This window comes from Streptomyces sp. NPDC088794 (genome assembly GCF_044750545.1).
GTDB lineage: Bacteria > Actinomycetota > Actinomycetes > Streptomycetales > Streptomycetaceae > Streptomyces.
This window is the reverse complement of sequence record NZ_JBIVKB010000024.1, coordinates 81,742-106,597: the sequence shown is the minus strand read 5'-3', so window position 1 is coordinate 106,597 and position 24,856 is coordinate 81,742. Positions and strand designations below refer to the sequence as shown.

At 68.6% G+C, this 24,856-nt stretch carries 23 protein-coding genes; 22 read left to right on the top strand and 1 reads right to left on the bottom strand.

Features of this window, described 5'->3' with window-relative positions; genetic code table 11:
* Positions 1-147: 147 nt before the first annotated feature.
* The 22 genes from ACIP6U_RS44695 to ACIP6U_RS44590 all read left to right on the top strand — a co-directional run bounded on the left by ACIP6U_RS44695 (position 148) and on the right by ACIP6U_RS44590 (position 22,974).
* The gene (locus ACIP6U_RS44695; RefSeq protein ID WP_401728926.1) at positions 148-1,446 is read left to right on the top strand and encodes a homoserine dehydrogenase; all 1,299 of its coding nucleotides are present in this window, start codon (positions 148-150) and stop codon (positions 1,444-1,446) included.
* A 6-nt stretch (positions 1,447-1,452) separates the two neighbouring features.
* Positions 1,453-2,511 (top strand): threonine synthase, encoded by a 1,059-nt coding sequence (gene thrC, locus ACIP6U_RS44690; protein ID WP_401728871.1) that lies wholly within the window; start codon positions 1,453-1,455, stop codon positions 2,509-2,511.
* A 311-nt stretch (positions 2,512-2,822) separates the two neighbouring features.
* Complete coding sequence (gene thrB, locus ACIP6U_RS44685; RefSeq protein ID WP_123997739.1) at positions 2,823-3,752, top strand: homoserine kinase; 930 nt, start codon at positions 2,823-2,825, stop codon at positions 3,750-3,752.
* Between the two features lie 417 nt (positions 3,753-4,169).
* Positions 4,170-6,233 carry a transcription termination factor Rho gene (gene rho / locus ACIP6U_RS44680; protein WP_401728869.1) on the top strand — a complete coding sequence of 688 codons (2,064 nt, stop codon included), beginning with the start codon at positions 4,170-4,172 and terminating at the stop codon, positions 6,231-6,233.
* Between the two features lie 331 nt (positions 6,234-6,564).
* Positions 6,565-7,668 carry an LCP family protein gene (locus ACIP6U_RS44675; RefSeq protein ID WP_401728867.1) on the top strand — a complete coding sequence of 368 codons (1,104 nt, stop codon included), beginning with the start codon at positions 6,565-6,567 and terminating at the stop codon, positions 7,666-7,668.
* Positions 7,669-7,839: 171 nt separating this feature from the next.
* Positions 7,840-8,064, top strand: coding sequence for a 50S ribosomal protein L31 (gene rpmE / locus ACIP6U_RS44670; RefSeq protein WP_266772584.1), 225 nt, complete (start codon positions 7,840-7,842; stop codon positions 8,062-8,064).
* A 105-nt stretch (positions 8,065-8,169) separates the two neighbouring features.
* Positions 8,170-9,246 (top strand): peptide chain release factor 1, encoded by a 1,077-nt coding sequence (prfA, locus tag ACIP6U_RS44665; protein ID WP_401728865.1) that lies wholly within the window; start codon positions 8,170-8,172, stop codon positions 9,244-9,246.
* A gap of 38 nt (positions 9,247-9,284) precedes the next feature.
* A complete protein-coding gene (gene prmC, locus ACIP6U_RS44660) occupies positions 9,285-10,130 on the top strand; it encodes a peptide chain release factor N(5)-glutamine methyltransferase (protein ID WP_401728863.1) in 846 nt (281 codons plus the stop codon).
* Positions 10,131-10,185: 55 nt separating this feature from the next.
* Positions 10,186-10,833: an L-threonylcarbamoyladenylate synthase gene (locus tag ACIP6U_RS44655; protein WP_280880680.1), complete on the top strand. Its 648-nt coding sequence runs from the start codon at positions 10,186-10,188 to the stop codon at positions 10,831-10,833.
* Positions 10,830-11,510, top strand: coding sequence for a protein-tyrosine-phosphatase (locus ACIP6U_RS44650; RefSeq protein WP_123997733.1), 681 nt, complete (start codon positions 10,830-10,832; stop codon positions 11,508-11,510). The genes ACIP6U_RS44655 and ACIP6U_RS44650 overlap by 4 nt, the downstream gene beginning before the upstream one ends.
* A gap of 70 nt (positions 11,511-11,580) precedes the next feature.
* Positions 11,581-12,822, top strand: a complete 1,242-nt coding sequence (gene glyA, locus ACIP6U_RS44645; RefSeq protein ID WP_401728861.1) for a serine hydroxymethyltransferase — start codon at positions 11,581-11,583, stop codon at positions 12,820-12,822.
* Between the two features lie 150 nt (positions 12,823-12,972).
* A complete protein-coding gene (locus ACIP6U_RS44640; protein WP_401728859.1) occupies positions 12,973-14,283 on the top strand; it encodes an MraY family glycosyltransferase in 1,311 nt (436 codons plus the stop codon).
* Positions 14,284-14,571: 288 nt separating this feature from the next.
* Complete coding sequence (locus ACIP6U_RS44635) at positions 14,572-14,985, top strand: hypothetical protein (protein WP_123997730.1); 414 nt, start codon at positions 14,572-14,574, stop codon at positions 14,983-14,985.
* 210 nt (positions 14,986-15,195) lie between these two features.
* Complete coding sequence (gene atpB, locus ACIP6U_RS44630; RefSeq protein WP_401728857.1) at positions 15,196-16,029, top strand: F0F1 ATP synthase subunit A; 834 nt, start codon at positions 15,196-15,198, stop codon at positions 16,027-16,029.
* Between the two features lie 76 nt (positions 16,030-16,105).
* Positions 16,106-16,336, top strand: coding sequence for an ATP synthase F0 subunit C (gene atpE / locus ACIP6U_RS44625; protein WP_103780068.1), 231 nt, complete (start codon positions 16,106-16,108; stop codon positions 16,334-16,336).
* Positions 16,337-16,378: 42 nt separating this feature from the next.
* Positions 16,379-16,930, top strand: coding sequence for a F0F1 ATP synthase subunit B (locus ACIP6U_RS44620; protein WP_401728855.1), 552 nt, complete (start codon positions 16,379-16,381; stop codon positions 16,928-16,930).
* The gene (locus tag ACIP6U_RS44615) at positions 16,927-17,742 is read left to right on the top strand and encodes a F0F1 ATP synthase subunit delta (RefSeq protein ID WP_401728854.1); all 816 of its coding nucleotides are present in this window, start codon (positions 16,927-16,929) and stop codon (positions 17,740-17,742) included. The genes ACIP6U_RS44620 and ACIP6U_RS44615 overlap by 4 nt, the downstream gene beginning before the upstream one ends.
* Positions 17,743-17,911: 169 nt before the next feature.
* The gene (gene atpA, locus ACIP6U_RS44610; RefSeq protein ID WP_401728852.1) at positions 17,912-19,501 is read left to right on the top strand and encodes a F0F1 ATP synthase subunit alpha; all 1,590 of its coding nucleotides are present in this window, start codon (positions 17,912-17,914) and stop codon (positions 19,499-19,501) included.
* Positions 19,502-19,521: 20 nt separating this feature from the next.
* Positions 19,522-20,436 carry a F0F1 ATP synthase subunit gamma gene (locus ACIP6U_RS44605; protein WP_401728851.1) on the top strand — a complete coding sequence of 305 codons (915 nt, stop codon included), beginning with the start codon at positions 19,522-19,524 and terminating at the stop codon, positions 20,434-20,436.
* The gene (gene atpD / locus ACIP6U_RS44600; RefSeq protein ID WP_401728849.1) at positions 20,436-21,872 is read left to right on the top strand and encodes a F0F1 ATP synthase subunit beta; all 1,437 of its coding nucleotides are present in this window, start codon (positions 20,436-20,438) and stop codon (positions 21,870-21,872) included. The genes ACIP6U_RS44605 and atpD overlap by 1 nt, the downstream gene beginning before the upstream one ends.
* Positions 21,873-22,004: 132 nt before the next feature.
* Positions 22,005-22,379: a F0F1 ATP synthase subunit epsilon gene (locus ACIP6U_RS44595; protein WP_401728848.1), complete on the top strand. Its 375-nt coding sequence runs from the start codon at positions 22,005-22,007 to the stop codon at positions 22,377-22,379.
* A 148-nt stretch (positions 22,380-22,527) separates the two neighbouring features.
* Positions 22,528-22,974 carry a DUF2550 domain-containing protein gene (locus tag ACIP6U_RS44590; protein ID WP_401728847.1) on the top strand — a complete coding sequence of 149 codons (447 nt, stop codon included), beginning with the start codon at positions 22,528-22,530 and terminating at the stop codon, positions 22,972-22,974.
* Between the two features lie 31 nt (positions 22,975-23,005).
* Here the strand turns inward: ACIP6U_RS44590 and ACIP6U_RS44585 are convergent, their stop codons facing one another.
* On the bottom strand, positions 23,006-24,829 hold the full coding sequence (locus tag ACIP6U_RS44585; RefSeq protein WP_401728846.1) for a glycosyl hydrolase family 18 protein: 1,824 nt from the start codon (positions 24,827-24,829) through the stop codon (positions 23,006-23,008).
* Positions 24,830-24,856 lie beyond the last annotated feature (27 nt).

The following is a 24,856-nucleotide window of genomic DNA, read 5'->3' as shown; positions in this document are numbered from 1 at the left end:
GGGGAGATCCGGGGGCGGAAGATCTTCGGTTTTCCGGGGTCGCGGAAATGAAATCAATGTCTCACGATCCGGACAAAGGACAGAAACTCCCGTCCGGTGCGTGAGACTGTTCCCACCGTAGACGGTATGAGGAAACGAGGTCGGATGATGCGTACGCGTCCGCTGAAGGTGGCGCTGCTGGGCTGTGGAGTGGTCGGCTCAGAGGTGGCGCGCATCATGACGACGCACGCCGACGACCTGGCTCAGAGGATCGGTGCTCCGCTGGAGCTGGCGGGGGTCGCTGTACGGCGGCCCTCGAAGGTTCGGGACGGGATCGACCCGAGCCTTGTCACCACGGACGCCACCGCCCTCGTCAAGCGTGGGGACATTGATGTCGTGGTGGAGGTGATCGGGGGGATCGAGCCCGCCCGGTCCCTCATCACCACCGCCTTCGCGCACGGTGCCTCCGTCGTCTCCGCCAACAAGGCGCTGCTCGCCCAGGACGGTGCCGCTCTGCACGCGGCGGCCCAGGAGGCCGACAAGGACCTCTATTACGAGGCCGCCGTCGCCGGTGCCATTCCGCTGATCCGGCCGCTGCGCGAGTCCCTCGCCGGTGACAAGGTCAACCGGGTGCTCGGGATCGTCAACGGGACGACCAACTTCATCCTCGACAAGATGGACTCCACGGGGGCGGGCTACCAGGAAGCCCTTGATGAGGCGACCGCGCTCGGGTACGCCGAGGCCGATCCCACCGCCGATGTCGAGGGCTTCGACGCCGCCGCCAAGGCCGCCATCCTCGCCGGCATCGCCTTCCACACGCGCGTGCGTCTCGACGACGTCTACCGCGAGGGCATGACCGAGGTGACCTCGGCCGACTTCGCCTCCGCCAAGAACATGGGCTGCACCATCAAACTGCTCGCCATCTGCGAGCGTGCGCAGGACGGCGGGTCCGTCACCGCGCGCGTGCACCCCGCGATGATTCCGCTGAGCCACCCCCTCGCCTCCGTGCGCGGCGCCTACAACGCCGTGTTCGTCGAGTCCGACGCGGCCGGGCAGCTCATGTTCTACGGTCCCGGCGCGGGCGGTTCCCCGACCGCCTCGGCCGTGCTCGGCGACCTCGTCGCCGTGTGCCGCAACCGGCTCAACGGCACTACGGGGCCAGGGGAGTCGGCGTACGCGGCCCTGACCGTGTCGCCCATGGGCGATGTCGTCACGCGCTACCACATCAGCCTCGACGTCGCCGACAAACCGGGCGTCCTGGCGCAGGTGGCGACCGTGTTCGCCGAGCACGGTGTCTCGATCGACACCGTGCGCCAGCACGGTCGACAAGACGGAGACGGCGAGGCCTCTCTCGTCGTCGTCACCCATCGCGCGTCCGACGCCTCCCTCACCGGGACCGTCGAGGCGTTGCGCAAGCTCGACACCGTGCGGGGTGTCGCCAGCATCATGCGGGTTGAAGGAGAGTAACCAGCAATGACCCACCAGTGGCGCGGAATCATCGAGGAGTACCGGGACCGGCTTCCGGTGTCCGACAGCACGGAGGTCGTCTCCCTCCGCGAGGGCGGTACGCCCCTCGTGCCCGCGCAGGTGCTCTCCGAGCGCACCGGCTGCGAGGTCCACCTCAAGGTGGAGGGTGCCAACCCCACCGGGTCCTTCAAGGACCGCGGTATGACCATGGCCATCACGCGGGCCAAGGAGGAGGGCGCGCAGGCCGTCATCTGCGCCTCCACCGGCAACACGTCCGCGTCCGCCGCCGCCTACGCGGTGCGCGCCGGGATGGTCTGTGCCGTCCTGGTCCCGCAGGGAAAGATCGCGCTCGGCAAGATGGGCCAGGCCCTCGTGCACGGCGCGAAGATCCTCCAGGTCGACGGCAACTTCGACGACTGCCTCACCCTCGCGCGCGAGTTGAGCGACAACTACCCGGTGGCGCTGGTCAATTCGGTCAACCCGGTGCGCATCGAGGGGCAGAAGACGGCCGCCTTCGAGATCGTCGACATGCTCGGCGACGCGCCCGACATCCACGTCCTGCCGGTCGGCAACGCGGGCAACATCACCGCGTACTGGAAGGGGTACAAGGAGTACGCCGCCGACGGCATCGCCGCCAAGTCGCCCCGCATGTGGGGCTTCCAGGCGTCCGGGTCGGCGCCCATCGTGCGCGGCGAGATCGTCAAGGACCCGTCGACCATCGCCACCGCGATCCGTATCGGCAACCCGGCCTCCTGGCAGTACGCGTTGGCCGCGCGGGACGAGTCCGGCGGCGCCATCGACGAGGTGACGGACCGTGAGATCCTGCGCGCCTACCGGCTGTTGGCCGCGCAGGAGGGCGTTTTCGTCGAGCCCGCGTCGGCCGCTTCGGTCGCCGGTCTGCTGAAGGCGGCCGAGCAGGGCAAGGTCGACCCGGGCCAGACCATCGTGTGCACCGTCACCGGCAATGGCCTCAAGGACCCCGACTGGGCCGTCGCCGGCGCCCCGCAGCCGGTCACCGTCCCGGTCGACGCGGCGACGGCGGCCGAGCGCCTCGGACTCGCGTAACTCCGTACGACCGCCCGTCACTCCGTACAACCGGCGGGCGCCAGGGGGTTTCCCGCGTGGGGGTGCACAGGGGGCTTACGACACGCATCGTGCGCCTCCTGTGCGCCCTATGTCGCCACAGAACCTTCCTTCGATAGGCTGTACCGAACCCGCCCGATGCATATGCCTCCACGCATGGAGCATGTGGGCGGTGCCGCGCCGTCTCCGCGGCCCGGAGACGGCCCCAGGGGATTCCCCGTGGGTTCCCCGTACGCATCGAACTCCATCGAATGTCTTCGACAGTCACGCAGCTCAAGGAGAGTCATCGAGCGATGGCCGGTCCAGCCTTCCGCGCCGCCGCCGTCAGGGTGCGCGTCCCCGCCACCAGCGCCAACCTCGGCCCGGGCTTCGACGCCCTGGGCCTCGCGCTGGGGCTCTACGACGACGTGGTCGTCCGGGTGGCCGACTCCGGGCTGCACATCGACATCGCGGGCGAGGGCAGCGAGACGCTGCCCCGCGACGAGAACCACCTTCTGGTACGCGCGCTGCGCACTGCCTTCGACCTGCTCGGCGGACAGCCGCGCGGCCTGGAGATCGTGTGCGCCAACCGCATTCCGCACGGCCGCGGCCTCGGTTCCTCCTCCGCCGCCATCTGCGCCGGCATTGTCGCCGCGCGCGCCGTGACCATAGGCGGCGAAGCGCGGCTCGACGACATCGCGCTGTTGGAGCTCGCGACCGAGATCGAGGGCCATCCCGACAATGTGGCGGCGTGTCTGCTCGGCGGATTCACGCTCTCCTGGATGGAGTCCGGCGCCGCCCGCGCCATTTCCATGGAGCCCGCCCATTCCATCGTTCCGGTGGTTTTCGTGCCCGGAAAGCCGGTGCTCACGGAGACCGCGCGCGGTCTGCTTCCGCGCACCGTGCCGCACGTCGACGCCGCCGCCAACGCGGGCCGTGCCGCGCTGCTCGTCGAGGCCCTCACCAGGCGCCCCGAGCTGCTGCTGGCCGCCACCGAAGACCGGCTCCACCAGGAATATCGCGCTCCGGCCATGCCGGAGAGCGCCGCTCTGGTGGAGCGGCTGCGGGCCGACGGAGTCCCGGCAGTCATCTCCGGAGCAGGACCCACCGTGCTCGCGCTCGTCGACGGGGACAGCGCGGACAAGGTGGCCCATCTGGCGGGCGAGGGGTGGGCCGCCAACCGGCTCGACCTCGACGCCCAGGGCGCGTGCGTACTGCCGCTCGCGGCCTCCGGAGACATCTAGGAGTGCACGGTTGCCGGATTTCGAGAGGGGGAATGTTTGTTGGATCCGGTAGTGTTAATCTCAAGTCTGCACCCGACCCCACCATGGCGAGGTGCTTGTTGTCCCCGTCAGGGACAGACATTCTTCCGGGAGCCTCCCAAGCCGCACTGTGTTCCGTACGACGTACGTGGGCAGTACCTCGTACGCGGGCGCTGAGCGACTTGCCGGGCACGCTCCGGAATCGGTGCTACCGAGCCACGTGACACTGAAACACCCGGTGCCACGCCCAGGCTCAGGCAAGTGCCATCCCAGAAATTCCCTCCGCCTGCATTGGCGGACCACCGCCCCGGCACGGTCCACACAGCAAGGACCACTGCCGGACAGCACAACCGGTCGCCGAGCCAGAAGGCCGACGTCCGCTCCAGGGAAGGACCCTTCGTGAGCGACACCACCGATCTGATGGGCGCACGTGTCGAGGAGACCGCTGCCGCGCCCGCCACGGACGCCTCCGCGCCTGCCACCGGTGCCGGCTCCCGGCGGCGCCGCGGTACCGGCCTCGACGGCATGGTGCTGGCCGAGCTGCAGCAGGTCGCCTCGGGCCTCGGCATCAGGGGCACCGCGCGTATGCGCAAGAGCCAGCTGATCGAGGTCATCAAGGAGGCGCAGGCCGGGGGCGCCCCGGCGAAGGCTGCCTCTTCCCCCGCCGGGGAGACCGCCGAGACCAAGCCCAAGCGCCGCGCCACCTCCAAGGCCCGTACGGGCGACGAGGCCGCGCCCGCCGCCGAGAAGGCGGTCGCCGAGGCTCCCGCCGAGAAGGCCGTGGCCCAGCAGCAGATCGAGATTCCCGGTCAGCCCGCCTCCGACGACGCCCCCGCTGAGCGCCGTCGTCGCCGTGCCACGGCCGAAGCCGGCAGCCCGGAGACCGTCGTCGCCGAGGCGAAGAGCGAGTCGAAGGCCGAGACGCCCGTCCAGGCGCAGTCGCAGGGCGAGGCCAAGGGCGACGCCGACGCGGACGGCCGTCAGGGCCGCCGTGACCGTCGCGACCGCGGTGAGCGCGGTGAGCGCGGTGACCGCACCGACCGTGACCGCGGCGGACGCGACCGCGACCGTCGTGGCAACAAGGGCGACGAGCAGCAGGGCGGCCAGGGCGCCGGCCAGGGCCAGCCGCGCCAGGACCGCGGGGACCGTCAGCAGCAGGGCGGCGGCGCACGCCAGGACCGCCAGCAGCGGGACAACGGCCCCCAGGACGACGACGACTTCGAGGGCGGCCGGCGCGGGCGGCGCGGTCGCTACCGGGACCGGCGCGGTCGCCGCGGCCGTGACGAGATCGGTGGCACGAGCGAGCCGCAGGTCTCCGACGACGACGTCCTGATCCCCGTCGCGGGCATCCTCGACATCCTCGACAACTACGCGTTCATCCGGACCTCCGGCTACCTGCCGGGCCCGAACGACGTGTACGTCTCGCTCGCCCAGGTCCGCAAGAACGGCCTGCGCAAGGGCGACCACGTCACCGGCGCGGTCCGTCAGCCCAAGGAAGGCGAGCGCCGCGAGAAGTTCAACGCGCTGGTCCGCCTCGACTCCGTCAACGGCATGGCGCCCGAACACGGCCGCGGCCGCCCGGAGTTCAACAAGCTCACGCCGCTCTACCCGCAGGACCGCCTCCGCCTGGAGACGGACCCGGGTGTCCTCACCACGCGCATCATCGACCTGGTGTCGCCGATCGGTAAGGGTCAGCGCGGTCTGATCGTGGCCCCGCCGAAGACCGGCAAGACCATGATCATGCAGGCGATCGCCAACGCGATCACGCACAACAACCCCGAGTGCCACCTGATGGTCGTCCTGGTCGACGAGCGTCCGGAAGAGGTCACCGACATGCAGCGGTCGGTGAAGGGCGAGGTCATCTCCTCGACCTTCGACCGTCCCGCCGAGGACCACACCACGGTTGCCGAGCTCGCCATCGAGCGCGCGAAGCGGCTGGTGGAGCTGGGCCACGACGTCGTCGTCCTGCTCGACTCGATCACGCGTCTGGGCCGTGCGTACAACCTCGCCGCGCCCGCCTCCGGCCGCATTCTGTCCGGTGGTGTCGACTCGACCGCGCTGTACCCGCCGAAGCGCTTCTTCGGTGCGGCGCGGAACATCGAGGACGGCGGTTCGCTGACGATCCTGGCCACGGCGCTCGTCGACACCGGGTCGCGCATGGACGAGGTCATCTTCGAGGAGTTCAAGGGCACGGGTAACGCCGAGCTGAAGCTCGACCGGAAGCTCGCCGACAAGAGGATCTTCCCGGCCGTCGATGTCGACGCGTCCGGTACTCGTAAGGAAGAGATCCTGCTCGGCAGCGACGAGTTGGCGATCACCTGGAAGCTTCGTCGGGTGCTGCACGCGCTCGATCAGCAGCAGGCGATCGAGCTGCTGCTGGACAAGATGAGGCAGACGAAGTCGAACGCCGAGTTCTTGCTGCAGATTCAGAAGACGACGCCTACTCCTGGTAACGGTGACTAGGTAGTTCGTCGGCTGCCGGCCGTATGTGGCTGGTCGCGCAGTTCCCCGCGCCCCTAGGGGCGTCTCGGTCGGCCCTCGTCCATCTGTGACGGGGGTCGACCTTTTGTATGCGAGACCTTTGCCACAGAAGGCTCGGGTGGTGCGAGTCTTCGGCTGTACGGCGTTCTTCGTTGAAAGCGCAGGTCAGGGGCGTACGCGCACCTGTGATCGTTACGCAGTGTGTCTAAGTTTGTTCATATTGGGCACAGGGCGTTGTGCAACTCTTTGTCGAGTTTCGCCGTCTGACCGGACGGGAGCGACGATGGAGCTGTAGCCGAGATTCGAGGAGCACATGTCCGCCGACGACACGACCGAGACCGACGCCACAGGACCGCGTCACCGCAAGACCCGCGACAAGCGTCGTAAGGGTCTGGTCGTGACGGCCTGGGTCGCCGCGGGCATCGTCGTGCTCGGCGGTACCGGGGCCGGCTACCTGTACTTCAAGCTCAACGGCAACATCAAGAGCGTCAACATCGACCAGGCCCTGGGCAGCGCCCGGCCGACGAAGGTCGACAACGGCTCCGAGAACATCCTCGTGCTGGGCTCCGACTCCCGCTCCGGCACCAACAAGAAGCTCGGCGGCGGCACGGACGACGGCAGTGCCCGTTCGGACACCGCGATGATCGTGCACGTCTACAAGGGCCACAAGAAGGCCAGCGTGGTCTCCATACCCCGCGACACCCTCATCGACCGGCCCGAGTGCACCGACACCAAGGGCGGTACGCACGACGCGGCGTCCGGCGTCATGTTCAACTCCGCGTACACCACGGGTGGCGCGGCCTGCGCGGTGAAGACCGTCGAGTCCCTCACCGGTATCCGCATGGACCACTACCTGGAAGTCGACTTCAGCGGCTTCGAGAAGCTCATCGACGAGCTCGGCGGGGTCCCGGTCACCACGACCAAGAACATCAGCGACCCCGACAGCCACCTGAACCTGAAGGCCGGCACGCACACGCTCAACGGCGAGCAGGCCCTGGGCCTGGTCCGCACCCGGCACGGCGTCGGCGACGGCTCCGACCTCGGCCGCATCCAGCTCCAGCAGGCCTTCATCAAGGCGCTGGTCAACCAGGTCAAGCACATCGGCGTCTTCACCAGCCCGAAGAAGCTCTACGACCTCGCCGACACCGCCACCAGCGCCGTGACGACCGACTCCGACCTCGGCTCGGTCAACTCCCTGATGTCCTTCGCCAACGGCCTCAAGACCATCAGCTCCAAGAACATGACCATGGTCACGATGCCGGTCCAGTACGACCCGGCCAACCCCAACCGCGTCATCGTCGAGAAGTCCAAGGCCCAACAGGTCTGGACGGCCCTGAAGAACGACCAGGCGATCCCGAAGTCGGCCACGGCAGGTACGGCAACAGGCGAGGCCAAGGGCGTGGTCAGCGCCCCGTAAGGGGCGCGGGGAACTGCGCGCTCAGCCCCCACCGGGTCCGCAGGGAATAGACCACCGCAACCCCCGGTTTTGGGGGATGGCCCCAGTCCTGGCAGACTGGACAGTCGGCCCCGGTTCACGCCCCGCAAACCCGCGGAGCGACCCGGTGCCCTCCCGAAACTAGGAGACACCTTGAAGCGCGAGATCCACCCCGAGTACGTCGAGACCCAGGTCAGCTGCACCTGTGGCGCGTCGTTCACCACCCGCAGCACGATCACGAGCGGCAACATCCGCGCCGAGGTCTGCTCCGAGTGCCACCCGTTCTACACGGGCAAGCAGAAGATCCTCGACACCGGTGGCCGCGTGGCCCGCTTCGAGGCCCGCTTCGGCAAGGCTGCGGCCGGCTCCAAGAAGTAGCGAGCTCCATTCCGCCGGTCCACGGCCGCGCCCTCCACAGGCGCGCCGGGACCGGCGTTTTTGGTCGCCCGCCTTCCCTCTTCTTACGTAGTTCAGGAGCCCAAGATGTTCGAGGCCGTCGAGGAACTCGTCGCCGAGCACGCCAACCTGGAGACGAAGCTCGCCGATCCGTCGGTCCACGCCGACCAGGCCAACGCGCGCAAGCTGAACAAGCGCTACGCCGAGCTCACCCCGATCGTCGCCACGTACCGCTCCTGGAAGCAGACCGGCGACGACATGGAGACCGCGCGCGAACTGGCCGCCGACGACCCGGACTTCGCGGCCGAGGTCAAGGAGCTGGACAAGCAGCGCGACGAACTCACCGAGAAGCTGCGCCTGCTGCTCGTGCCGCGTGACCCCAACGACGACAAGGACGTGATCCTTGAGGTCAAGGCGGGGGCCGGCGGTGACGAGTCCGCGCTGTTCGCCGGTGATCTGCTGCGCATGTACCTGCGCTACGCCGAGCGCGTGGGGTGGAAGACCGAGATCATCGACGCCACCGAGTCCGAGCTGGGCGGCTACAAGGACGTCCAGGTCGCCGTGAAGACCAAGGGCGGCAACGGCGCCACCGAGCCCGGCCAGGGCGTGTGGGCCCGGCTGAAGTACGAGGGTGGCGTGCACCGCGTGCAGCGGGTGCCGGCGACCGAGTCGCAGGGGCGCATCCACACCAGCGCGGCCGGTGTCCTCGTCACCCCCGAAGCGGAGGAGGTCGACGTCGAGATCAATCCGAACGACCTCCGCATCGACGTCTACCGCTCCTCGGGACCCGGCGGGCAGTCCGTCAACACGACCGACTCCGCGGTGCGCATCACGCACATTCCCACCGGAGTCGTCGCCTCCTGCCAGAACGAGAAGAGCCAGCTGCAGAACAAGGAGCAGGCGATGCGTATCCTGCGCTCCAGGCTGCTCGCCGCGGCGCAGGAGGAGGCGGAGAAGGAAGCCGCCGACGCCCGCCGCAGTCAGGTCCGCACCGTCGACCGCTCCGAGAAGATCCGCACGTACAACTTCCCGGAGAACCGCATCTCCGACCACCGCGTCGGCTTCAAGTCGTACAACCTGGACCAGGTCCTGGACGGCGACCTCGACGCGGTGATCCAGGCCTGCGTCGACGCGGACTCCGCGGCGAAGCTGGCAGCCGCGTAAGACACGTCGGCGCGTACGAGTACGACACGGAGGAATGCGTGAACCTGCTGCTCGCAGAGGTGGCACAGGCCACCCAGCGGCTGGCCGACGCCGGCGTGCCCTCGCCGCGCAACGACGCGGAGGAGCTGGCCGCGTTCGTGCACGGTGTGAAGCGGGGCGAGCTGCATTCCGTCAAGGACTCGGACTTCGACGCCCGCTACTGGGAGGTCATCGCCCGGCGTGAGCAGCGCGAGCCGCTGCAGCACATCACCGGCCGGGCCTACTTCCGCTATCTGGAACTCCAGGTCGGGCCGGGCGTGTTCGTGCCCCGGCCCGAGACCGAGTCGGTGGTCGGCTGGGCCATAGACGCCGTGCGCGCCATGGACGTCGTGGAGCCCCGCATCGTCGACCTGTGCACCGGCTCCGGCGCCATCGCGCTCGCCCTGGCCCAGGAGGTCCCGCGCTCGCGCGTGCACGCCGTGGAGCTGTCCGAGGACGCCCTGGCATGGACCCGCAAGAACGTCGAGGGCTCCCGGGTCGACCTGCGCCAGGGCAACGCCCTGGACGCCTTCCCCGACCTCGACGGCCATGTCGACCTGGTCATCTCCAACCCGCCCTACATCCCGCTCACCGAGTGGGAGTACGTAGCCATCGAGGCACGGGACTACGATCCCGAACTCGCCCTGTTCTCCGGCGAGGACGGCCTCGACCTGATCCGCGGCATCGAGCGCACCGCGCACCGGCTGCTGCGCCCGGGAGGTGTCGTCGTCATCGAGCACGCCGACACCCAGGGCGGCCAGGTGCCGTGGATCTTCACCGAGGAGCGGGGCTGGGCCGACGCGGCCGACCACCCCGACCTCAACAACCGCCCGCGCTTCGCCACCGCCCGCAAGGCGATGCCGTGAGCTCCGCCCCGACTTTCGACCCGCAGCAGTACGTGTACGAGGAGGCCCGCTAGATATGGCACGGCGATACGACACCAACGACGCGACCGACCGCACGACCGGTCTGCGCGAGGCCGCGTCCGCCGTCCGCCGTGGCGAGCTCGTGGTCCTCCCGACCGACACGGTGTACGGCATCGGCGCGGACGCCTTCACCTCGGAGGCCGTCGCCGACCTGCTGGAGGCCAAGGGCCGGGGCCGCAACATGCCCACGCCCGTCCTCATCGGCTCCCCGAACACCCTGCACGGCCTCGTCACGGACTTCTCCGAGCTGGCCTGGGAGCTGGTCGACGCCTTCTGGCCGGGCGCCCTCACGCTGGTCGCCAAGCACCAGCCGTCCCTCCAGTGGGACCTGGGGGACACCCGGGGCACGGTCGCCATCCGTATGCCGCTGCACCCCGTCGCCATCGAACTGCTCACCGAGGTCGGCCCGATGGCCGTCTCCTCCGCCAACCTGACCGGCCACCCGGCGCCGGAGGACTGCGACGCCGCGCAGGAGATGCTCGGCGACTCCGTCTCCGTCTACCTCGACGGCGGCCCGACCCCGGGCAACGTGCCGTCCTCCATCGTCGACGTGACCGGCCCGGTGCCGGTGCTGCTGCGCGCGGGCGCGCTGTCGGCCGAGGAGCTGAGGAAGGTCGTACCCGACCTCGAGGTGGCGAATTGACGGCCCCTGAAGCGGGGCGTGGCATAGGCAACGGGGAACGCGCCACGGAGATCACGACGACGTTCGTCGGGCTCCCGCGCGACAGCTTCCGCATCCTCCACGTCAGCACCGGAAACGTATGCCGCTCACCCATCACCGAGCGGCTGACCCGGCATTACGTGAAGCAGCGGCTCGGCATCCTGGGCGGCGGGCTGATCGTGGAGAGCGCGGGCACCTGGGGTCACGAGGGCGCGCCCATGGAGGCCAACGCGGAGGCGGTGCTGGCCGACTTCGGCGCGGACGCCTCCGGCTTCGTCGGCCGCGAGCTGCTGGACGAGCACGTCATCAGGGCCGACCTGGTGCTGACCGCGACCCGCGACCACCGCCAGCAGGTCATCTCCATGGGCCACTCCGCGGGCCTGCGCACCTTCACGCTGAAGGAGTTCACCCGCCTGGTGCGGGCGATAGACACCGCGACCCTGCCGCCCCTGGAGGACGGCGTGGTCGTCCGCGCGCGTGCCCTGGTCCGCGCCGCCGCCGCCCTGCGCGGCTGGCTCCTGGCCCCGACCGCCGAGGCGGACGAGGTCTACGACCCCTACGGCGCCCCGCTGACGTTCTTCCGCTCCATCGGGGACGAGATACACCAGGCCGTGGATCCGGTCGTCACGGCACTCACCGGCGTCTCCGCACGCACGTAACGGCCGCGCACCCCGTCGGCCCCGGGCCTACATTGGACGTACGTCATCCTCGACGCCCCCGGAGCCCATCATGGCGGTCATCCACACCCTTGAGGCCACGGACGTCCTGCGTCGCCAGGACCCGGAACTCGCCGAGATCCTGCTCGGGGAACAGGAGCGGCAGTCGACGACGCTCCAGCTGATCGCCGCCGAGAACTTCACCTCGCCCGCCGTGCTCGCCGCACTCGGCTCCCCGCTGGCCAACAAGTACGCCGAGGGCTACCCCGGCGCCCGCCACCACGGCGGCTGCGAGATCGTCGACGTCGCCGAACGCGTCGCCGTCGACCGCGCCAAGGCCCTGTTCGGTGCCGAGCACGCCAACGTCCAGTCCCACTCGGGCTCCTCGGCCGTCCTGGCCGCGTACGCCGCCCTGCTGCGCCCCGGCGACACCGTCCTCGCCCTCGGCCTGCCCTACGGCGGCCACCTCACGCACGGCTCACCGGCCAACTTCTCCGGCCGCTGGTTCGACTTCGTCGGCTACGGGGTGGACGCGGAGACCGGCCTCATCGACTACGACCAGGTCCGCGCCCTGGCCCGTACCCACCGCCCCAAGGCGATCGTGTGCGGCTCGATCGCCTACCCGCGGCACGTCGACTACGCCCTGTTCCGCGAGGTCGCCGACGAGGTGGGCGCCTATCTCATCGCCGACGCGGCCCACCCCATCGGGCTCGTCGCCGGGGGAGCGGCGCCCAATCCGGTGCCGTACGCCGATGTCGTCTGTGCCACCACCCACAAGGTGCTGCGCGGGCCGCGCGGCGGGATGCTGCTGTGCGGCGCGGAGCTCGCGGGGCGGGTGGACCGGGCCGTGTTCCCCTTCACGCAGGGCGGGGCGCAGATGCACACCATCGCCGCGAAGGCGGTCGCGTTCGGGGAGGCGGCAACACCGGCGTTCACCGCGTACGCCCATCAGGTGGTCGCCAATGCGAGGGTTCTCGCGGCCGGGCTCGCGGCGGAGGGTCTTGTCGTCACGACCGGCGGGACGGACACCCACCTGATCACCGCCGACCCCGCGCCCCTGGGCATCGAGGGGCGTGCCGCCCGCGGCCGGCTCGCCGCGGCCGGTCTGGTCCTGGACTGTTGCGCGCTGCCGCACGGGGACGGGCGGGGACTGCGCCTGGGCACGGCGGCCCTGACCACGCAGGGAATGGGGGAGGAGGAGATGGCGTACGTGGCGGCGCTGGCGGCGCGGGTGCTGCGCGGGGAGACCGAGAGCCAGAAGGCGCGTGACGAGGTACGTGAGCTGGCGGGTAGATTTCCTCCGTACAGCGGCTGAGCGGGGGTACACGCACCTGCGTACACCTGGGTGCAATCCGCGTGCACAGGCACGCGTGCAACCATCGTCGCTACCCGGAAGTCCCCACTCATATGCGTCCCTCGCTAGGGTGTGGGGCTGAGATGGCCAGCGAGACCTGTGGGGAAGCCTGTGCGTGAATACCTGCTGACGCTCTGCATCACGGCCGCGGTGACGTATCTGCTGACAGGGCCGGTGCGGAAGTTCGCGATCGTGGCCGGAGCGATGCCGCAGATCAGGGCCCGTGACGTGCACCGGGAACCCACTCCGCGGCTCGGCGGTATCGCGATGTTCTTCGGGCTGTGCGCCGGTCTGCTGGTCGCGGACCATCTGACCAATCTCAGCGAGGTCTTCGACAAGTCGAACGAGCCACGGGCGCTGCTCTCCGGCGCGGCCGTGATCTGGCTGATCGGTGTCCTGGACGACAAGTTCGAGATCGACGCCCTGATCAAGCTGGGCGGCCAGATGATCGCCGCGGGCGTGATGGTCATGCAGGGTCTGACGATCCTGTGGCTGCCCATCCCGAAGGTCGGCACGGTCGCGCTGACCCAGTGGCAGGGCACGCTGCTGACGGTCGCGCTCGTCGTGATCACCATCAACGCGGTCAATTTCGTGGACGGCCTCGACGGCCTCGCCTCGGGCATGGTCTGCATCGCCGCCGCCGCGTTCTTCATGTACTCGTACCGCATCTGGTACTCGTACGGCATCGAGGCCGCCGCTCCCGCCACCCTGTTCGCGGCCGTCCTGATGGGCATGTGCCTGGGCTTCCTGCCGCACAACATGCATCCGGCGCGCATCTTCATGGGCGACTCCGGTTCGATGCTGATCGGGCTGGTGCTGGCCGCCGGCGCGATCTCCATCACGGGCCAGGTCGACCCCGACAGCCTGTTCGGCGGCTCCGAGCGCCAGGCGGTGCACCAGATGGTGCCGGTCTACATCCCGCTGCTGCTGCCGCTGACGATCATCGCGATCCCCGCCGCCGACCTGGTCCTCGCCATCGTGCGCCGCACCTGGAAGGGTCAGTCGCCGTTCGCCGCCGACCGCGGGCATCTGCACCACCGGCTGCTGGAGATCGGCCACTCGCACAGCCGGGCGGTGCTGATCATGTACTTCTGGTCGGCGCTGATCGCGTTCGGCGCGCTCGCCTACTCGGTCAACTCGGCTTCCATGTGGATCGTGTTGGGGATCGTGTTCCTCAGCGCGATCGGTCTCGCGCTGCTTCTGCTGCCGCGCTTCACCCCGCGTGCCCCGCGCTGGGCCGAGGCGTTCGTGCCGCCGCGCTACCGGCGCCGCCGGCGGGCCGCCGCGGCGGAGCACACCGAGGAACTGGAGCCGGTGGCCGCCGCGTTGGCGGAGGAATGTGCGGAATCTCGCACTCCGGTTGCCGTCGGGGTATCGGGAGTCAACGGGGCGACCGCCCTCGGTGCCCGACGCCGTAGGTAAGAATCTGACTAGAGCATTGCCAACTCGTGGGGGAGCAAAGCTTCCCAATACCAGACAAGTTGCCCGTGAATCCGCACAGACGCGCACTGTCACTCTCATGTGTGACAGCGAGCACACCTACTTGGTAAAGACCGCATCAAATAGTTTGTGATACGGTTCACGAGAACCCCGGACAGAGCCGAAGGACCGTAGTGCGACGGTCCATTGGCGTGAGACTCCTCATCGCCCCGGGGCTACGCTCGTCCATGACGACACCCCCAGCCCCCCTGCGAAAGCGGAGTTGCCGCCATGCCGTCCAATGACGTCCGGATCCTGGCCCAGGCCGCCGTGCCCACGGCTGCCGTCGGCGCGATCGCCGCCGTCGTCAGCGGCGTGGTCGCGGGTGGCAAGGGTGCGATCGGGGCGGCTGTCGCGACGCTGATCGTCATCCTCTTCATGGGAATCGGGCTCTACGTTCTGCAGCGCACTGCCAAATCGCTTCCGCACCTGTTCCAGATGATGGGTCTGATGCTCTACGCGGCACAGATTCTTCTGCTGTTCATGTTCCTCGCGATCTTCAAGAACACGACGTTGTTCAACCCCCGGGCCTTCGCGCTCACGCTCGTCGCCGGCACTCTCGCCTGGATCGCCGCGCAGACGCGAGCCCACATGAAAGCCAAGATCCTCTACGTCGAGCCCGAAAAGACGGGGCACTCGTCGTGAGAGGTAGGGCCGGGATAAAAGCGCACGCGGGACCCTGCTATCGTCCGGTGCCAACTGCGGCATCGCGGGCGCGGGCATCTGAGCTGACGCCTGCTCAATCGCGAGGCGAGATGCCCCCCAGCCGCCCCCACATCCGTCACACCAGTCCCGTGCCGAACCGCGGCCTCGCGCCGCGCCGACACAACGAGGTTGTCGTACCCATGCGCCACGATGAAGGAGCCCGCGGTGAGTGCTGATCCGACGCAGACGCTCGCTTTCGACGCAAGCTGCCACCTGTTCGACGGGTGCGGCTTCCCGGCTCCGGGCCTGCACTCGTTCCTGTTCGAGCCGATCGCCGGCGACACCGACGGCCTGTACTTCAACAAGCCGATGCTGCTCGCCCTGCTCGGTTCGATCCTCGTGGTGGGATTCTTCTGGGCCGCGTTCCGCAAGCCCCAGATCGTGCCGGGCAAGCTCCAGATGGTCGCCGAGGCCGGCTACGACTTCGTCCGGACCGGCATCGTCTACCAGACGATCGGCAAGCGCGAGGGCGAGAAGTACGTACCGCTCGCCGTCTCGCTGTTCTTCTTCATCTGGATGATGAACCTCTGGTCGATCGTCCCGCTCGCGTCCTTCCCGGTGACGTCGATCATCGCCTACCCGATGGTGCTGGCGGCGATCGTCTACATCACCTGGGTCTCGCTCACCTTCAAGCGGCACGGCTTCGTCGGCTTCTTCAAGAACGTCACCGGCTACGACAAGTCGCTCGGCGCCGTCCTGCCGCTCTCCATGACCATCGAGTTCTTCTCGAACCTGCTGGTCCGCCCGTTCACGCACGCGGTGCGACTCTTCGCGAACATGTTCGCCGGTCACACCCTGCTGCTGCTCTTCACGATCGCCAGCTGGTACATGCTGAACGGCATCGGCATCGCCTACTCCGCTGTCTCGTTCGTGATGGTCATCGTGATGACCGCCTTCGAGCTCTTCATCCAAGCGGTTCAGGCGTACGTCTTCGTGCTCCTGACCTGCACCTTCATCCAGGGCGCGCTCGCCGAGAACCACTGAGCGACCCCCTGACCCAACCGACAGACCCACCGGTGGCCAACCCCCACCGGTCACTGAAAGAGAAGGAAGAACCGGCATGTCCGCTCTCCAGACCCTCGCTGCGGTCGACGGCAACCTCGGCTCCATCGGTTACGGCCTCGCCGCGATCGGCCCGGGCGTCGGCGTCGGCATCATCTTCGGCAACGGCACCCAGGCCCTCGCCCGTCAGCCCGAGGCGGCCGGCCTCATCCGCGCCAACCAGATCCTCGGCTTCGCGTTCTGTGAGGCGCTGGCCCTCATCGGCCTCGTCATGCCGTTCGTCTACTAAGACGAACGACGACGACAGCCCCATTCGACGAAAGGCACTGATGTGAACCACGCACTGGTTCAGCTGGCGGCCGAGGCGGAGAAGGAGAATCCCCTCGTTCCGCCGTGGCCGGAGCTCGTCATCGGCCTGATCGCCTTCGTCATCGTCTTCGGCTTCCTCGCCAAGAAGCTCCTTCCGACCATCAACAAGGTCCTGGAAGAGCGTCGCGAGGCCATCGAGGGCGGTATCGAGAAGGCCGAGGCCGCGCAGACCGAGGCCCAGAGCGTCCTTGAGCAGTACAAGGCCCAGCTCGCCGAGGCCCGGCACGAGGCCGCGCGACTGCGCCAGGAGGCGCAGGAGCAGGGCGCCACGCTCATCGCCGAGATGCGGGCCGAGGGCCAGCGTCAGCGCGAGGAGATCGTCGCCGCCGGTCACGCCCAGATCGAGGCCGACCGCAAGGCCGCCGCGTCCGCGCTGCGCCAGGACGTCGGCAAGCTCGCCACCGACCTGGCAGGCAAGCTGGTCGGCGAGTCCCTCGAGGACCACGCCCGGCAGAGCCGCGTGATCGACCGTTTCCTCGATGACCTTGAGGAGAAGGCCGAGGCGGCTCGATGAACGGAGCGAGCCGCGAGGCCCTGGCAGCCGCACGCGAGCGTCTCGACGCCCTGACGGACAGCACGTCCGTGGACGCCGGCTCGCTCGCCGACGAGCTGGCCGCCGTCACCGCGCTGCTCGACCGCGAGGTGTCCCTGCGTCGGGTCCTCACCGACCCGGCGCAGGACGGTGCGGGCAAGGCCCAGCTGGCCGAGCGCCTGTTCGGCGGTCAGGTCGGCGGGACCACCGTGGACCTGGTGTCCGGCATGGTCCGCTCGCGCTGGTCGCAGTCGCGTGACCTGGCGGACGCGCTGGAGGAGCTGGCCAACGTCGCCGACCTCACCGCGGCCCAGCAGGCCGGCGCGCTCGACGACGTGGAGGACGAGCTGTTCCGGTTCGGCCGGATCGTCTCCTCGAGCACCGAGCTGCGCGCCGCGCTGACCGGCCGCAAGGACGTCGGCACCGCCAAGACCGAGCTGCTGCACCGGCTGCTCGGCGGGCGGGCCAACCCGACCACCGAGCGTCTGGTGACGCGACTGGTCACCGCGCCCCGGGGACGTAGCCTGGAGACGGGACTGGAATCCCTGTCCAAGCTCGCCGCCGAGCGCCGGGACCGCATGGTGGCCGTGGTCACCTCGGCCGAGCCGCTGAGCGACTCGCAGAAGCAGCGCCTGGGCGCCGCCCTCGCGAAGCTCTACGGCCGCCCGATGCACCTGAACCTCGACGTCGACCCCGAGGTCGTCGGCGGGCTGCGGGTGCAGGTCGGTGACGAGGTCATCAACGGTTCGGTCGCGGACCGCATCGAGGACGCCGCCCGCCGCCTGGCGAGCTAGCAGCACCTTCAAAGCAGCAGAGCAGTACCGCAGTACCGCAGTAGCAGTGACAGAGCAGTACGTACCTACGGCCCGGTTGGGCCGTGCAGAGGATTCACCTCTTTCAGGGGGGAGTCCCCATCCCCCCAAAGTGAAACTTCGGGCCCAACAAGGAGAGCAGGGAACCCAGATGGCGGAGCTCACGATCCGGCCGGAGGAGATCCGGGACGCGCTGGAGAACTTCGTCCAGTCGTACAAGCCGGACGCGGCCTCGCGCGAGGAGGTCGGTACGGTCACCCTTGCCGGCGACGGCATCGCGAAGGTCGAGGGCCTCCCCTCGGCCATGGCCAACGAACTGCTGAAGTTCGAGGACGGCACCCTCGGTCTCGCGCTCAACCTCGAAGAGCGTGAGATCGGTACCGTCATCCTCGGCGAGTTCAGCGGTGTCGAGGAGGGCCAGCCGGTCACCCGCACCGGAGAGGTCCTGTCCGTCGCCGTCGGCGAGGGCTACCTCGGCCGTGTCGTCGACCCGCTCGGCAACCCGATCGACGGCCTCGGCGAGATCGAGACCACCGGCCGCCGCGCCCTGGAGCTGCAGGCGCCGGGCGTCATGGTCCGCAAGTCGGTGCACGAGCCGATGGAGACCGGCTACAAGGCCGTCGACGCGATGACCCCGATCGGCCGTGGCCAGCGTCAGCTGATCATCGGCGACCGCCAGACGGGCAAGACCGCCCTGGCCGTCGACACGATCATCAACCAGCGCGACAACTGGCGCTCGGGCGACGTGAACAAGCAGGTCCGCTGCATCTACGTCGCCATCGGTCAGAAGGGCTCCACCATCGCCTCCGTGCGTGGTGCGCTCGAAGAGGCCGGCGCCCTGGAGTACACGACCATCGTCGCCGCCCCGGCGTCCGACCCGGCCGGCTTCAAGTACCTGGCGCCGTACACCGGTTCGGCCATCGGCCAGCACTGGATGTACGACGGCAAGCACGTCCTCATCATCTTCGACGACCTCTCGAAGCAGGCCGACGCCTACCGCGCCGTGTCCCTGCTGCTGCGCCGTCCGCCGGGCCGTGAGGCCTACCCGGGTGACGTCTTCTACCTGCACTCCCGTCTGCTGGAGCGCTGCGCGAAGCTCTCCGACGACATGGGTAAGGGCTCGATGACCGGTCTGCCGATCGTCGAGACCAAGGCCAACGACGTCTCGGCGTTCATCCCGACCAACGTCATCTCCATCACCGACGGCCAGTGCTTCCTGGAGTCGGACCTCTTCAACGCCGGTCAGCGCCCCGCGCTGAACGTCGGTATCTCCGTCTCCCGAGTCGGTGGTTCCGCGCAGCACAAGGCGATGAAGCAGGTCTCCGGCCGACTGCGCCTCGACCTCGCCCAGTACCGCGAGCTGGAGGCGTTCGCCGCCTTCGGTTCCGACCTGGACGCCGCGTCGAAGTCGCAGCTGGAGCGCGGTCAGCGGCTGGTCGAGCTGCTCAAGCAGCCGCAGTACCAGCCGATGCCGACCGAGGACCAGGTCATCTCGGTGTGGTCCGCGACCACCGGCAAGATGGACGACGTACCGGTCGACGACATCCGGCGCTTCGAGAAGGAGCTCCTGGAGTACCTGCACCGCAAGCAGCAGGGCCTCATGACCTCCATCAAGGAGGGCGGCAAGATGTCGGACGACACTCTCACCGCCGCCGCGGACGCGATCACCGAGTTCAAGAAGCAGTTCGAGACCTCGGACGGCAAGCTCCTCGGCGAGGACGCCCCGGCCGCGGCCAAGTGACGTAGGAAGGGACCTGACTCATGGGAGCCCAGCTCCGGGTCTACAAGCGTCGCATCCGATCCGTCACCGCGACCAAGAAGATCACCAAGGCGATGGAGATGATCGCCGCCTCGCGCGTCGTCAAGGCGCAGCGCAAGGTGAGGGCCTCCACGCCGTACGCGACCGAGCTCACCCGCGCGGTCACGGCGGTCGGCACCGGCTCGAACACCAAGCACCCGCTGACCACCGAGGCCGAGTCGCCGACCCGTTCCGCGGTCCTGCTCCTCACGAGCGACCGCGGTCTGGCCGGCGCCTTCAACGCCAACGCCATCAAGGCCGCGGAGCAGCTGACCGCGCGTCTTGAGGCCGAGGGCAAGGAGGTCGACACGTACATCGTCGGCCGCCGCGGTCTGGCCCACTACAACTTCCGCGAGCGCAAGGTCGTGGAGTCGTGGTCGGGCTTCACCGACGAGCCCACGTACGCGGACGCGAAGAAGGTCGCGGGTCCGCTCATCGAGGCCATCGAGCTGGACACGGCCGAGGGCGGCGTGGACGAACTCCACATCGTCTACACCGAGTTCGTCTCGATGATGACGCAGACGGCGATCGACAGCCGGCTGCTTCCGCTCAGCCTCGAAGAGGTGGCGGAAGAGGCGCCCAAGGGCGAGATCCTTCCGCTGTACGACTTCGAACCGTCGGCGGAGGACGTCCTGGACGCCCTGCTGCCGCGGTACGTCGAGAGCCGTATCTACAACGCGCTGCTCCAGTCGGCTGCTTCCAAGCACGCTGCCACGCGCCGCGCGATGAAGTCGGCCACCGACAACGCGGGAGACCTGATCACCACGCTCTCCCGCCTTGCCAACGCGGCCCGCCAGGCCGAAATCACCCAGGAAATCAGCGAGATCGTCGGTGGCTCCGCAGCCCTGGCCGACGCGACCGCGGGGAGTGACAGGTAATGACGACGACAGTTGAGACGGCCGTTGCCACGGGCCGCGTCGCCCGGGTCATCGGCCCGGTCGTCGACGTGGAATTCCCCGTCGACGCCATGCCGGAGATCTACAACGCCCTTCACGTCGAGGTGGCCGACCCGGCCCTCGCCGGCGAGAAGAAGACGCTGACCCTGGAGGTCGCCCAGCACCTGGGTGACGGCCTGGTCCGCACCATCTCGATGCAGCCCACCGACGGTCTGGTCCGCCAGGCCGCCGTCACCGACACGGGCACGGGCATCACCGTCCCGGTCGGCGACTTCACCAAGGGCAAGGTGTTCAACACCCTCGGCGAGGTCCTGAACAGCGACGAGAAGTACGAGGGCGAGCGCTGGTCCATCCACCGCAAGGCCCCCAACTTCGACGAGCTCGAGTCGAAGACCGAGATGTTCGAGACCGGCGTCAAGGTCATCGACCTGCTCACCCCGTACGTCAAGGGTGGCAAGATCGGCCTGTTCGGCGGTGCCGGCGTCGGCAAGACGGTGCTCATCCAGGAGATGATCTACCGCGTCGCCAACAACCACGACGGTGTCTCCGTGTTCGCCGGTGTCGGCGAGCGCACCCGTGAGGGCAACGACCTCATCGAGGAGATGGCCGACTCGGGCGTCATCGACAAGACCGCCCTGGTCTTCGGTCAGATGGACGAGCCCCCGGGCACCCGTCTGCGCGTGGCCCTGGCCGGTCTGACCATGGCGGAGTACTTCCGCGATGTGCAGAAGCAGGACGTGCTGTTCTTCATCGACAACATCTTCCGCTTCACACAGGCCGGTTCCGAGGTCTCGACCCTGCTCGGCCGTATGCCCTCCGCGGTGGGCTACCAGCCGAACCTGGCCGACGAGATGGGTCTCCTCCAGGAGCGCATCACCTCGACCCGCGGTCACTCGATCACCTCGATGCAGGCGATCTACGTCCCCGCGGACGACCTGACCGACCCGGCCCCGGCCACCACCTTCGCCCACCTCGACGCGACGACGGTTCTCTCCCGTCCGATCTCCGAGAAGGGCATCTACCCGGCCGTGGACCCGCTGGACTCCACGTCCCGCATCCTGGACCCGCGGTACATCGCGGCGGACCACTACAACACCGCCATGCGCGTCAAGACGGTGCTGCAGAAGTACAAGGACCTCCAGGACATCATCGCCATCCTCGGTATCGACGAGCTCGGCGAGGAGGACAAGCTCACCGTCCACCGCGCCCGTCGCGTGGAGCGCTTCCTGTCCCAGAACACCCACGTCGCCAAGCAGTTCACCGGCGTCGACGGGTCGGACGTCCCGCTGGAGGAGTCGATCACCGCGTTCAACGCGATCATCGACGGTGAGTACGACCACTTCCCGGAGCAGGCGTTCTTCCTCTGCGGTGGCATCGAGGACCTGAAGGCCAACGCCAAGGAACTGGGCGTCTCCTGAGCCCTGAGCTCGACGTGAGTCCTATGACTCACAGGTGAGGGGGCGGGGCACGTCCCGCCCCCTCATTCACGCCCACTAGACTTGTAACCAACACCCGGCACAACCGCCGGGTGGTGACCCGAGGAGCCAACCTTGGCTGCTGAGCTGCACGTCGCGTTGGTCGCGGCCGACCGAGAGGTCTGGTCCGGCGAGGCCACCCTGGTCGTCGCGCGCACCACGTCCGGCGACATCGGCGTCATGCCCGGTCACCAGCCGCTGCTCGGTGTGCTGGAGTCGGGCCCGGTGACCATCCGTACGAGCGACGGGGGAACGGTCGTGGCGGCTGTCCACGGCGGTTTCATCTCGTTCGCGGACAACAAGCTGTCCCTGCTGGCCGAGATCGCCGAGCTGTCGGACGAGATCGACGTCCAGCGCGCGGAGCGGGAGCTGGAGCGCGCCAAGGCGGAAGGGGACGCGTCCGCCGAGCGTCGCGCGGACGTACGACTGCGTACGGCGGCTGGGAGCTGAGCTTGATCCCAGCGCAGCTGCGATGACGTCACTCAGCCGCGATCGGCACCGGAGCAATCCGGAGCCGGTCGCGGCTGAGGCAGATCTGGATGTTTTTTCCGTTCCGTTATCTGTTTTCGGTACCTAGGAGACGAGGAGGTCGGTGTCGATGGTCCTCGCTCTGACTGTGTGCGGAATCTTGGTGGCCCTGGTGGTACTGGGGCTGTTCGTCTTCGGTCTGCGCCGCAGACTCATCCAGCGCTCCGGCGGCACCTTCGACTGTTCCCTGCGCTGGGACGTCCCGGAGAAATCCGACACCAGTGGCAAAGGCTGGAGTTACGGCGTCGCCCGCTACAACGGCGACCGCATCGAGTGGTACCGCGTCTTCTCCTACGCCTACCGTCCGCGCCGGGTGCTTGAGCGCGCCGCGATCGAGGTGGCCGGCCGCCGACTGCCCGAGGGCGAGGAGGAGTTGGCGCTGCTGTCCGACGCCGTGGTCCTCACCTGTCTGCACCGGGGCACGCGTCTCGAACTCGCCATGAGCGATGACGCGCTGACCGGATTCCTCGCGTGGCTCGAAGCAGCCCCGCCCGGTCAGCGCGTCAATGTCGCTTAGTTCCTACGGATGACCCTTAGGGTCAACTCGCTTACGCGAGCCCGTTGTTGATGGCGGTCACCAGCTCACCGTTGCTGGTGTCGCCGCTGAAGTCCCAGAAGAACGCGCCGCCCAGACCCTGGGTCTTGGCCCAGCTCATCTTTCCGGCGATCGTGCTCGGGGTGTCGTACGACCACCAGTTGTTGCCGCAGTAGGCGTACGCCGTGCCGGCGATCGTGCCGGTGGCGGGGCACTTGGTCTTGAGCACCTTGTAGTCCTCGATGCCCTGTTCGTAGGTGCCCGCCGCCGGTCCGGTGGCCGAGCCGCCGGGTGCGGCCTGGGTCACGCCGGTCCAGCCGCGGCCGTAGAAGCCGATGCCGATGAGCAGCTTGTCCGCGGGGACGCCCTTCGACTTGAACTTGGCGATCGCGTCGGCCGTGGTGAACCCGGCCTGCGGGATGCCGCTGTAGGTGGTGAGCGGGGAGTGCGGGGCGGTCGGGCCGTCCGCGTCGAAGGCGCCGAAGAAGTCGTACGTCATCACGTTGTACCAGTTGACGTACTGGGCCGCGCCCGCGTAGTCGGCGGCGTCGATCTTGCCGCCGGAGGTGCCGTCCGCCGTGGTGGCGGCGGTGACCAGGTAGTTGGCGCCGAACTTGGCGCGCAGGGCCTGCATCAGGTTCTTGTAGGCCGCCGAGCCGCTGCTGTCACAGGACAGACCGCAGGCGTTGGGGTACTCCCAGTCGATGTCGATGCCGTCGAAGACATCGGCCCAGCGCGGGTCCTCGACCAGGTTGTAGCAGGAGTTGGCGAACGCGGTCGGGTTGGCCGCGGCCTGTCCGAAGCCGCCGGACCAGGTCCAGCCGCCGAAGGACCACAGGATCTTGATGTTGGGGTACTTGGCCTTCAGCTGGCGAAGCTGGTTGAAGTTGCCCGCGATCGGCTGGTCCCAGGTGTCGGCGACGCCGCTGACCGACTGGTCGGCGGTGAACGTCTTCTGGTAGTCGGCGTAGGCGTCGCCGATCGCGCACTGCCCGTTGGTCACGTTGCCGAAGGCGTAGTTGATGTGCGTGATCTTCGAGGCCGAGCCCGACGTCACCAGGTTCTTGACCTGGAAGTTGCGGTCGTAGGTGCCCCACTCGGTGAGGTAGCCCAGCTTGACCTTGTTGCCCGTGGGCGGGGTCGTGGTGCCGCCCGTGGTATGCACGGCGACCGCGCCGCTGACCGGGCCGGTCTGGTCCGCGGTGTCACGGGCCTGCACGGTGTAGGAGTAGTCGGTGCCGGCGGTGAGGCCGGTGTTGGTGTACGACGTCGTCGTCACCGTGGCGACCTTGGTGCCGTCGCGCAGGACGTCGTAGTTCTTGATGCCCTTGTCGTCCGTCGCGGCCGACCAGGACAGGTTCACCGAGGTGTCGGTGATGCCCGAGGCGGTCGGGGTGCCGGGCGCGGAGGGTGCCGTGTCACCCGGGACGGTGGGGCCGCCGTCACAACTGCCGCCGTTCAGCTTGCAGTTGGAGGGCGAGCCGGAGCCGGCGCCGTTGAAGCCGAAGGAGACGGAGGCGCCCGCGGCGATGGTGCCGTTGTAGGACTTGTTCTTCGCGGTCCAGTGGGTGCCGGAGGACGTGACGTCGGCGTCCCAGGCGGAGGTGACGGACGTGCCGGAGGGGAAGTCCCACTCGACGGTCCAGGTGCTGATGGCCGTGGTGCCGGTGTTCTTGACGGTCCACTGACCGCCGAAACCGGTGCCCCAGTCGCTGGTCTTGGTGAAGGTGGCGGTCGCGGTGGTCGCGGCCTGGGCGGGGCTCGCGAGGCCGACGAGACCGGCCAACGGGAGCAACAGGGATGCGAACCCTGCGGCGGCTCTGTGTCTGAAGCGCATCGTGCGCCTCCTCTTTTCAAAGAGCTC

Excerpts from the sequence above, each read along its gene's own strand:
- ACIP6U_RS44695 (WP_401728926.1), top strand. The coding sequence starts at position 148 with ATGCGTACGCGTCCGCTGAAGGTGGCGCTGCTGGGCTGTGGAGTGGTC.
- thrC (WP_401728871.1), top strand. The coding sequence starts at position 1,453 with ATGACCCACCAGTGGCGCGGAATCATCGAGGAGTACCGGGACCGGCTT.
- thrB (WP_123997739.1), top strand. The coding sequence starts at position 2,823 with ATGGCCGGTCCAGCCTTCCGCGCCGCCGCCGTCAGGGTGCGCGTCCCC.
- ACIP6U_RS44675 (WP_401728867.1), top strand. The coding sequence starts at position 6,565 with ATGTCCGCCGACGACACGACCGAGACCGACGCCACAGGACCGCGTCAC.
- prfA (WP_401728865.1), top strand. The coding sequence starts at position 8,170 with ATGTTCGAGGCCGTCGAGGAACTCGTCGCCGAGCACGCCAACCTGGAG.
- ACIP6U_RS44655 (WP_280880680.1), top strand. The coding sequence starts at position 10,186 with ATGGCACGGCGATACGACACCAACGACGCGACCGACCGCACGACCGGT.
- glyA (WP_401728861.1), top strand. The coding sequence starts at position 11,581 with ATGGCGGTCATCCACACCCTTGAGGCCACGGACGTCCTGCGTCGCCAG.
- ACIP6U_RS44635 (WP_123997730.1), top strand. The coding sequence starts at position 14,572 with ATGCCGTCCAATGACGTCCGGATCCTGGCCCAGGCCGCCGTGCCCACG.
- atpB (WP_401728857.1), top strand. The coding sequence starts at position 15,196 with ATGAAGGAGCCCGCGGTGAGTGCTGATCCGACGCAGACGCTCGCTTTC.
- atpE (WP_103780068.1), top strand. The coding sequence starts at position 16,106 with ATGTCCGCTCTCCAGACCCTCGCTGCGGTCGACGGCAACCTCGGCTCC.
- ACIP6U_RS44615 (WP_401728854.1), top strand. The coding sequence starts at position 16,927 with ATGAACGGAGCGAGCCGCGAGGCCCTGGCAGCCGCACGCGAGCGTCTC.
- atpA (WP_401728852.1), top strand. The coding sequence starts at position 17,912 with ATGGCGGAGCTCACGATCCGGCCGGAGGAGATCCGGGACGCGCTGGAG.
- ACIP6U_RS44605 (WP_401728851.1), top strand. The coding sequence starts at position 19,522 with ATGGGAGCCCAGCTCCGGGTCTACAAGCGTCGCATCCGATCCGTCACC.
- atpD (WP_401728849.1), top strand. The coding sequence starts at position 20,436 with ATGACGACGACAGTTGAGACGGCCGTTGCCACGGGCCGCGTCGCCCGG.
- ACIP6U_RS44590 (WP_401728847.1), top strand. The coding sequence starts at position 22,528 with ATGGTCCTCGCTCTGACTGTGTGCGGAATCTTGGTGGCCCTGGTGGTA.
- ACIP6U_RS44585 (WP_401728846.1), bottom strand. The coding sequence starts at position 24,829 with ATGCGCTTCAGACACAGAGCCGCCGCAGGGTTCGCATCCCTGTTGCTC.